This is a genomic window from Desulfonatronovibrio magnus (assembly GCF_000934755.1).
GTDB classification, from domain to species: Bacteria; Desulfobacterota; Desulfovibrionia; order Desulfovibrionales; family Desulfonatronovibrionaceae; genus Desulfonatronovibrio; species Desulfonatronovibrio magnus.
The window spans coordinates 22,161-29,129 of sequence record NZ_KN882191.1 but is presented as its reverse complement, the minus strand read 5'-3'; the positions used below and the strand labels follow the sequence as shown (position 1 = coordinate 29,129).

The window sequence follows — 6,969 nt, the reverse complement described above, 5'->3', positions numbered from 1 at the left end:
AGCCTGCAGGATGCAGGCTCCACTTTAAAGACAGTTACTCGCAGGTTCGGTCCCGGGCCGCCCGGGTGAGAAGCTTACAATTATCTTTTTTTAGTCATGCATTCCGTGTGACATCTAAGTTGACTTTTTGCCAAATTGATGCGTTGTGTCCAAGGGCACTGCAGATCCATCTCAAGATATACTGTTTGACATATCTGGGCCTGCATTTTAACCTTGGTAACAAAACGACGCCTGATTCTTTGCCATCAAACTTTGCCATCTGAGGACTGGCTTCCGGGCCGCCAATATTTTTATTCTGACAGCCCCTTATCACCTGGAGGAAGTATGAAATTCATCAAACTATTGTTTCTATGCCTGACAGTTTTGTTACTGACCGGGTGTGAAAAACCATTTACAGAAGCACCCAAACCCCACAATTTTTTCTTTACTGATCAAACCATGGTCCAGGCAGCATACCACTGGGAGAGAATCGCCGGAGAAGTTTCTCATGAGGTTGAACAATACATCGGAGTCGGCGAGTATTGTTACGAAATTTATGTTCCCCCTGCAGCAAACTCAAGTTTTGAGAGGGCCTACCGTGAATACCTCAAAAGCAAGCTTACAGAAAAGTGCTATTCCATCTGCCCTGATGATGATTGTTATCTGACTCTGGATTTCAGTACCCAGGTTGTCCATCATCCTTCCTTTCCTGTAGATACAGGATTTCGCACAGATCAGTTCAATCAGTACAATCAGGTAGAACAGTATGAGCTTATTGTGGTGAATGACCTTTATTATAATGAACGAATAGTCGGCACTGTAACCAGAACCCTTTACTTCAAAAATGCTGAGCTAAATAACTATATTGTCAAAGAAAGCGTGCCTACAAGAACTTATGACGTCATAAGTAGAAATTAGCATCTTTATATAGTATATTACAAGTAACTAGAATTGTTTTACTTATAAAATCAGATATTTACAGTTTTCACATTTTGACGATTTTTGCTTATGATTGATGCACCTTTGCCTGAAAAATTCCGTCAAAGATGGGAACTTTGCGCCTGGCACAGCTTCCTGCCCGGAGGCTTACAGCCCGGAGGGGGACTGTCCCTCGCTGTGTATATTTTATCATTAAAGCAAATTTCTTCCAGGAACCTATGCAGTATCAATCTTTTTTATAGTACCTCGCGGGGACTGTCCCAATTTCCAAATACGGGACTGTTCTTCAATGTGGAGGCGGCTTCCAGCCGCCTGGAATTAAATAGCCTGCAGGATGCAGGCTCCACTTTAAAGACAGTTACTCACAAGTTCGGTCCTGGTCCGCCCAGATGAAGAGCTTCTATGTAACTACAAACGTATATGTAATAAATTCAGAGCATTACGGTTTTACGATACAGATTGCTTCGGTCGCTTAGGCTCCCTCGTGGGTGACAAGTTTTCAGCAACTACATCCCTGACAGCTCAGCTGTCATTGCGAGCGAGTTTTTTGACCCCGTTGAATACACGCAGTGTAGGCGCAGCCATTCAACTGGGGCGAGCGCGGCAATCCTTGTTGCGAGCGAAGCGAAGCAATCTCGTGCTAAGGCTACTACCACTTTTTTTGTGGCTACAGCCACATTTTAAAGCATCGGCTGAAGCCGCAAGAGCAAAACGCCCCCAGGCTGGAGCCTGGGAACGAGTGGTAAAAAATAGTTTTTGAATAAGATTATTGAAAAAAAATAATGGTTTACAGAGGTTAAAATGCAAAAAAACAATTATATGTTCTGCCTGCTTTTCATGTCCGTTTTACTTGCAAGCGGCTGTAACACTTCTGGCACGAGTCAATCCCAAACCGGTACAGGCTTTAATGACAGACCTGATAATGAATTCACCCTGGTTCACGAACAGGCTGTTGACAGACTGCTGGGCAACTGCCGTTTTGTCATAGATGAAGACAAACCATTTATTGTGACCAGTCTCGTGGATATCGATCACATGGGCAAGTCTTCAACTCTTGGACGTATGTCTTCGGAGATCATTGCAGGCCGCCTGGCCCAGCACGGTCTCAAGGTTCGAGAAGTAAAAATGAGTCAAAGTCAAATCTTTGTCAGTGAAGATCAGGGCGAATTCATCCTATCCAGAAATCTTCAGGAAATTGGTGCCAGACACGATGTTCAGGGGTTTGTGGTGGGAACTTACGCCATAGGACAGTACCATCGCTACGACGTTGACGTTTATATTTCCCTGAGATTTGTAAATATTGACAATATCATAGCCTGTTCCGAAAACTATGTCCTCCCAGGCACCGATCCCCAGCTCTGGCAGTAACATCTTTACACATCGCGTCAAGCGCAAAGTGTAAAGATGATGCCTTTTGATTTATATTGATAACAGAGTTCAGGAACCAGCTCGCAAGAAATAAACATAGGTCACGGGGAGATGAATAAAGCCATCAGCTGCCACAAGTTCGGAAAACCTGTCAACAACCCCGGGCAGTTGTTCCAATTTGCCGATTCGTTGTTTAGTGGCGATTTCCCAAGCGCTGGCCGCACTGACAAAAATCGCGTTCTGTTCATCGGAAAAGAGTTCCCTGGCCTGCACTGAAAGCCTGGCAGGCTGTTGAAAATCTCTCAATTGCTGCGTCGCTGCAAAAAGTTCAAACTCTCACGTATGAGAAAGTGGGGACAGGTTCTTTGAGTTGATTATTCCCATAGTCATTTATCAGGGCCAGGAGGATGACCGAAATATGTGCTCTTCCTTCCATGACCTGGTGGAAATGCCTTCGGAGGCCTTCAAGGTCTATATCCCAGACTTTTCCTTTGCCTTTTTCAATGTTCATGGTATTGATGAGGAAAAAGTACGGGAAAAGATTCTGCTCAAGTTCTATGTTGAAATAATCAAGATGCAGAACGACCCGAATATCAAGGGTTTGCCGACTCGTCTTGTTCGGGGCCTTTTGGAATCTATGGAGCAGAGAACTGCTCTGGAGTACATTGATATTTTCTTTAGATATCTGATTAAGAGCTCTGGCTATCTATACAAGGAAGACTACAAAAAAGCTCTGGATCTCATTCCAGAGGGAGGTGAAAAGATAATGGAAACTTTAGCTGATCAATGGCTTAGAGAAGGTGAAGGTAGAGGACTTATTATTGGGGAACAGAAAGGTGAACTTAAAAACGCCCAAGAAACCTTAATTGACCAGGCCTCGGAGCTTTACGGTCCACTTCCGGGGACGCTATCTGTCAAAATTAGATCCATCCAGTCCATCGATAACCTTCGTATTTTGGCCCGAAAAATCATCAGAACTGAGTCCTTAAGCGATTTTACAGAACTGGTAGACAGGGCTGCTGAAGATTAATTTCCTGTTTGCGCATATTACCGTTGTGATTGTGGCATAAAAAGCTTGGGACTACATGCATTCTTCATAATAACTGGCCAGCTACGTCGACTTTTTTAACTGAAACATGTACCTCCTTGGCATTTTTGAATCAGCCAAGAGATACATGATTGGAAGGAAGTCCGAAACTTACAAATGGACGTGGACTATGAAGACCACCAAGTGGCCCCATTAGGGCGATCATCAACTGGCCCCATTAGGGCGGTCACAGGATGGCTCCATTAAGGCGATCATCAGGTGGACGCATTAGGTGATCATCAACTGGCTCCATTAGGGTGAACATCAAGTGGCTCCATTAGGGCGGTCAGTGACATATGATGCCTTTTGATTTTTATTGATAACTGAAAGCACCTGCAGTATTGGTGCAGGTATGGACAATAATGCCGGCAGTAAAATCAAAGTCCTGGTCCTGACCTCCACCTTTCCCAGGTGGCATAATGATACTGAACCTGGATTTGTGTTTGAATTGTCCCGCAGACTGGCTGATAGATTCAACATCACGCTCCTGGCCCCGCGCTCTCCCGGGGCAAAGGATGAAGAAGTCATGGCCGGGATGAGGGTAAAACGGTTTGGATACTTTTTTCGGCCTCTTGAGAATCTGGCCACTCACAGCGGCGGGATTATGGGCAGACTAAAGGCCAATCCTTTGAATTATCTGCTGGTTCCCTTTTTCCTCCTGGGCCAGTTACTGGCTCTGATAAAAATCCTGCGCCAGGAACAATTCGATATAATCCTCGCCCACTGGATCATCCCCCAGGGCCTTGCTGCCCACATGGCCCTGGCTTTGACCCGCAAAAACATGCCTGTTGTCTGCACTTCCCACGGCGGAGATATGTATGCCCTGCAGGGCAGGATATTTTCCCGGCTCAAGAAAAAGATTGTTCAAAAATGCCAGGTTCTGACGTGGTCAGCCGGGCCTTGCAGCAGGAAGCCCTGAAACTTGGAGCAAGACCGGATAAAGTAAAAGTCATCCCCATGGGGGTGGATCTCAAAAACACATTTGTGCCTGATCCTGATGTCAGGCCAAGTGATCATGAACTGCTTTTTGTGGGCAGGCTGGTAGAGAAAAAAGGCGTGGAAGTGCTCATAAAAGCCATGCCGGAAATCCTTGCATCCAGGCCGGAAACCAGGCTGACTATTGCCGGATCCGGTCCTCTGCAAAATGATCTCAAAGCATTGACTGCCAGGCTCAATTTGTCAGATAAGGTTAGATTTCTGGGCATGATTTCTCAGAATCAGCTGCCCCGGCTGTACCAAAAAGCCGCCCTGGCGGTATTTCCGTTTATCAGGGCAAAAAGCGGCGACCAGGAAGGCCTGGGATTGGTGATTGTGGAAGCAATGGGCTGTAAATGTCCGGTAATTGCCTCAGATATTCCGGCTGTTCATGACACGGTTATCCATAACCAGACCGGCATTCTGGTCCGACTGGGAGATCCGGAGGTCCTGGCTCGGGCAGTAGCTGGAATACTTGATCATCCGGATCAGCGTTCGAATATGGCCAAAACAGCCATGTTAAAAGTTCTGGAGAAGTTTGACCGGGATATTACGGCTGGTAAATATTTAGAACTATTTAGTAATCATTAAAACATCCCGATTTCATCATTCAGGATTTTGCAGGTTCGAATATAATGATAACGGGTGTTTCTCTGACGCCCGGTTGATTCCTTCACAATAGCCAATGATTCCAGCACGCGCAGGGCTGTCATGACCGAGGGCTGGGACAATCCGGAAAGTGCGGCAATTTTTTTGGGATTGGCCGCCTGGCGCTGGAGAATGCATTCATGCACGCGCATGACCGCCTTTGTTGATTTTCCCTGGTCAAGGATATGGCCGCGATCTTCATGATAAATCGCCATGATCCGTTCTGCCGCAGACACAGCATCACGGGCCGAGGCAATCACGCCTTGGAGAAAAAACTTTATCCAGCCTTCCCAGTCGCCCTGCATGCGCACTGCCTGCAGGCGGGCGTAGTATTCCTCTCGAAACCTCTTCAAATACAGGCTGAGATAAAGACAGGGTTCATCAAGAATACCCTCCTGCATGAGCAGAAGCGGTACCAGCATCCGGCCGATTCGCCCGTTGCCGTCTAGAAAAGGATGGATGGTCTCAAATTGTACATGGGCCAATCCGGCTGTAACCAGGATGTGCAATCCATGGCCCCGGTCGTTAATGAACTTGTCCAGCTCCCCCATGCATCTCTGGGTTTCGTGCGGCGGAGTCGGGACGAATGAGGCGTTGCCGGGGCGTGTCCCCCCAATCCAGTTCTGAGTACGCTTAAACTCACCCGGCGTCTTGTCGCTGCCGCGTCCTCCGGTCAACAAAACAGCATGGATTTCCTTGATAAGCCGGGATGATACAGGAAACCGGTCTTCCAGCAACCTTTTCTTCCCGTACTCCATAGCCTGGACATAATTGCTGACCTCCAGCACGTCATCCAGAGGGACTCCGGGAATATCGTCATCCTCATGGGCCAAAAGGTCGACCAGGGTGGATTGGGTCCCTTCGATTTTTGAGGAAAGGACCGCTTCCTTACGCACATACTGGTACAGGAAGAGATTGTAATCCGGGGCAAGACGCAGGCTGCTCAAACGTCCCAGAGCCAGGGCTGCGTCCGCCAGAAGACTGATGGTCTCGCCATCCATGGACAAAGGAGGAACCGGCGGAAGCGGGTCTGGAATAAAGGCGCAGACCTTTTCTCCGCCTGCTGCTGTGGAAAAGTATGTTCCTGTACGATCACGTTTCATGCACAATCAGTATGGTCAATTTAAAAAAAAGTCAATTTTTTAAATTACACGTGCAGTTAGGAAAAAATCTTAACTTACTGTCACTGCGTCCACATCGCCCAGGAAGTAGAGAAAGCCGCCTTTGCCGTGGTCGATGAGTACCGGCAGGGAGGAGCGCTTCGTGTCCAGCATGGGCAGCCAAGGCCTTTGTTGCAGATCTTGGAAATAGTTTACACATCGCATCAAACGCAAAATGTAAACATCATCTTTACACATCGGGTCAAGCGCGAGGTGTAAAGATGTCTGTCTGTTAATCACAATGTGAATTGAGAATGTTGTATACTGACATGCGTGAAATACCCAGGCGCCCTGCTATCTCGGTCTTCTTAAATCCCCTGGCCAGTAACTGTTCCACTATATACTTTTTGGCCTTCCTGCTTTCCAATGACCAGGAACGGCTGAAGTCGGTATTTGCAATGACCTGTTCAAGCCGGGTCAGATCCAGCATAGATGCATTGCATCCCAGGTACGTTTCTTTATTTTCAGTCTTTTTGCCCAGCTTTTTAAACAACCCTGGAAAAATTTGAGACAGGCGGATACAGAATTTTTCAATAGCCCCTTCATGCTCAAGTGCGTTTTCCGGCTCATGCCCGTGGGCCTGCTCAAGCATCCGGCAGTAATTCTTTCGGGCTTCCGGTTCCTGGTCATGAACCAGGCGCAATACAATCCTCGGGTCAACAAAGGATTCTACAGCGGACTCACCACAATACAATGATGCCGAGGACCATCTGTATGAATCCGCCTTATCCACTATGCCGGCGCGGACAGGATTCAGGTGGATGTATATTGAAGCTGTGAGCAGATAAGTATTGTCCAGGCATACTGACTGAC

The 6,969-nt window shown here is 47.2% G+C and carries 7 protein-coding genes and 1 pseudogene; 5 read left to right on the top strand and 3 right to left on the bottom strand.

Going from position 1 to position 6,969, the window contains the following annotated elements:
• Positions 1 to 324: 324 nt before the first annotated feature.
• Together LZ23_RS21710 and LZ23_RS21700 are read left to right on the top strand one after the other, a co-directional pair.
• Positions 325 to 897, top strand: a complete 573-nt coding sequence (locus LZ23_RS21710) for a hypothetical protein (RefSeq protein WP_045217656.1) — start codon at positions 325 to 327, stop codon at positions 895 to 897.
• Positions 898 to 1,719: 822 nt separating this feature from the next.
• Positions 1,720 to 2,286 (top strand): FlgO family outer membrane protein, encoded by a 567-nt coding sequence (locus LZ23_RS21700; protein ID WP_052507603.1) that lies wholly within the window; start codon positions 1,720 to 1,722, stop codon positions 2,284 to 2,286.
• A gap of 69 nt (positions 2,287 to 2,355) precedes the next feature.
• On the opposite strand, the gene LZ23_RS21695 is transcribed toward LZ23_RS21700, so the two are convergent.
• Positions 2,356 to 2,592 carry a PIN domain nuclease gene (locus LZ23_RS21695; protein WP_045217665.1) on the bottom strand — a complete coding sequence of 79 codons (237 nt, stop codon included), beginning with the start codon at positions 2,590 to 2,592 and terminating at the stop codon, positions 2,356 to 2,358.
• A gap of 112 nt (positions 2,593 to 2,704) precedes the next feature.
• On the opposite strand from LZ23_RS21695, the gene LZ23_RS21690 reads away from it, so the two are divergent.
• The 3 genes from LZ23_RS21690 to LZ23_RS23100 all read left to right on the top strand — a co-directional run bounded on the left by LZ23_RS21690 (position 2,705) and on the right by LZ23_RS23100 (position 4,939).
• A complete protein-coding gene (locus LZ23_RS21690; RefSeq protein ID WP_232300560.1) occupies positions 2,705 to 3,316 on the top strand; it encodes a hypothetical protein in 612 nt (203 codons plus the stop codon).
• 409 nt (positions 3,317 to 3,725) lie between these two features.
• The gene (locus LZ23_RS23105) at positions 3,726 to 4,292 is read left to right on the top strand and encodes a glycosyltransferase (protein ID WP_052507602.1); all 567 of its coding nucleotides are present in this window, start codon (positions 3,726 to 3,728) and stop codon (positions 4,290 to 4,292) included.
• A complete protein-coding gene (locus LZ23_RS23100) occupies positions 4,244 to 4,939 on the top strand; it encodes a glycosyltransferase family 4 protein (protein WP_052507601.1) in 696 nt (231 codons plus the stop codon). Before LZ23_RS23105 ends, LZ23_RS23100 begins: the two co-directional genes overlap by 49 nt.
• Here LZ23_RS23100 and LZ23_RS21680 read toward each other — a convergent pair.
• Both LZ23_RS21680 and LZ23_RS21675 read right to left on the bottom strand, forming a co-directional pair.
• Positions 4,936 to 6,099 (bottom strand): Fic family protein, encoded by a 1,164-nt coding sequence (locus LZ23_RS21680; protein ID WP_045217653.1) that lies wholly within the window; start codon positions 6,097 to 6,099, stop codon positions 4,936 to 4,938. The genes LZ23_RS23100 and LZ23_RS21680 overlap by 4 nt on opposite strands.
• A gap of 289 nt (positions 6,100 to 6,388) precedes the next feature.
• Positions 6,389 to 6,969 (bottom strand): annotated as a pseudogene (locus tag LZ23_RS21675) (transposase); the annotation flags it as partial.

Excerpts from the sequence above, each read along its gene's own strand:
- LZ23_RS23100 (WP_052507601.1), top strand. The coding sequence starts at position 4,244 with ATGCCAGGTTCTGACGTGGTCAGCCGGGCCTTGCAGCAGGAAGCCCTG.
- LZ23_RS23105 (WP_052507602.1), top strand. The coding sequence starts at position 3,726 with ATGGACAATAATGCCGGCAGTAAAATCAAAGTCCTGGTCCTGACCTCC.
- LZ23_RS21690 (WP_232300560.1), top strand. The coding sequence starts at position 2,705 with ATGTGCTCTTCCTTCCATGACCTGGTGGAAATGCCTTCGGAGGCCTTC.
- LZ23_RS21710 (WP_045217656.1), top strand. The coding sequence starts at position 325 with ATGAAATTCATCAAACTATTGTTTCTATGCCTGACAGTTTTGTTACTG.
- LZ23_RS21680 (WP_045217653.1), bottom strand. The coding sequence starts at position 6,099 with ATGAAACGTGATCGTACAGGAACATACTTTTCCACAGCAGCAGGCGGA.
- LZ23_RS21700 (WP_052507603.1), top strand. The coding sequence starts at position 1,720 with ATGCAAAAAAACAATTATATGTTCTGCCTGCTTTTCATGTCCGTTTTA.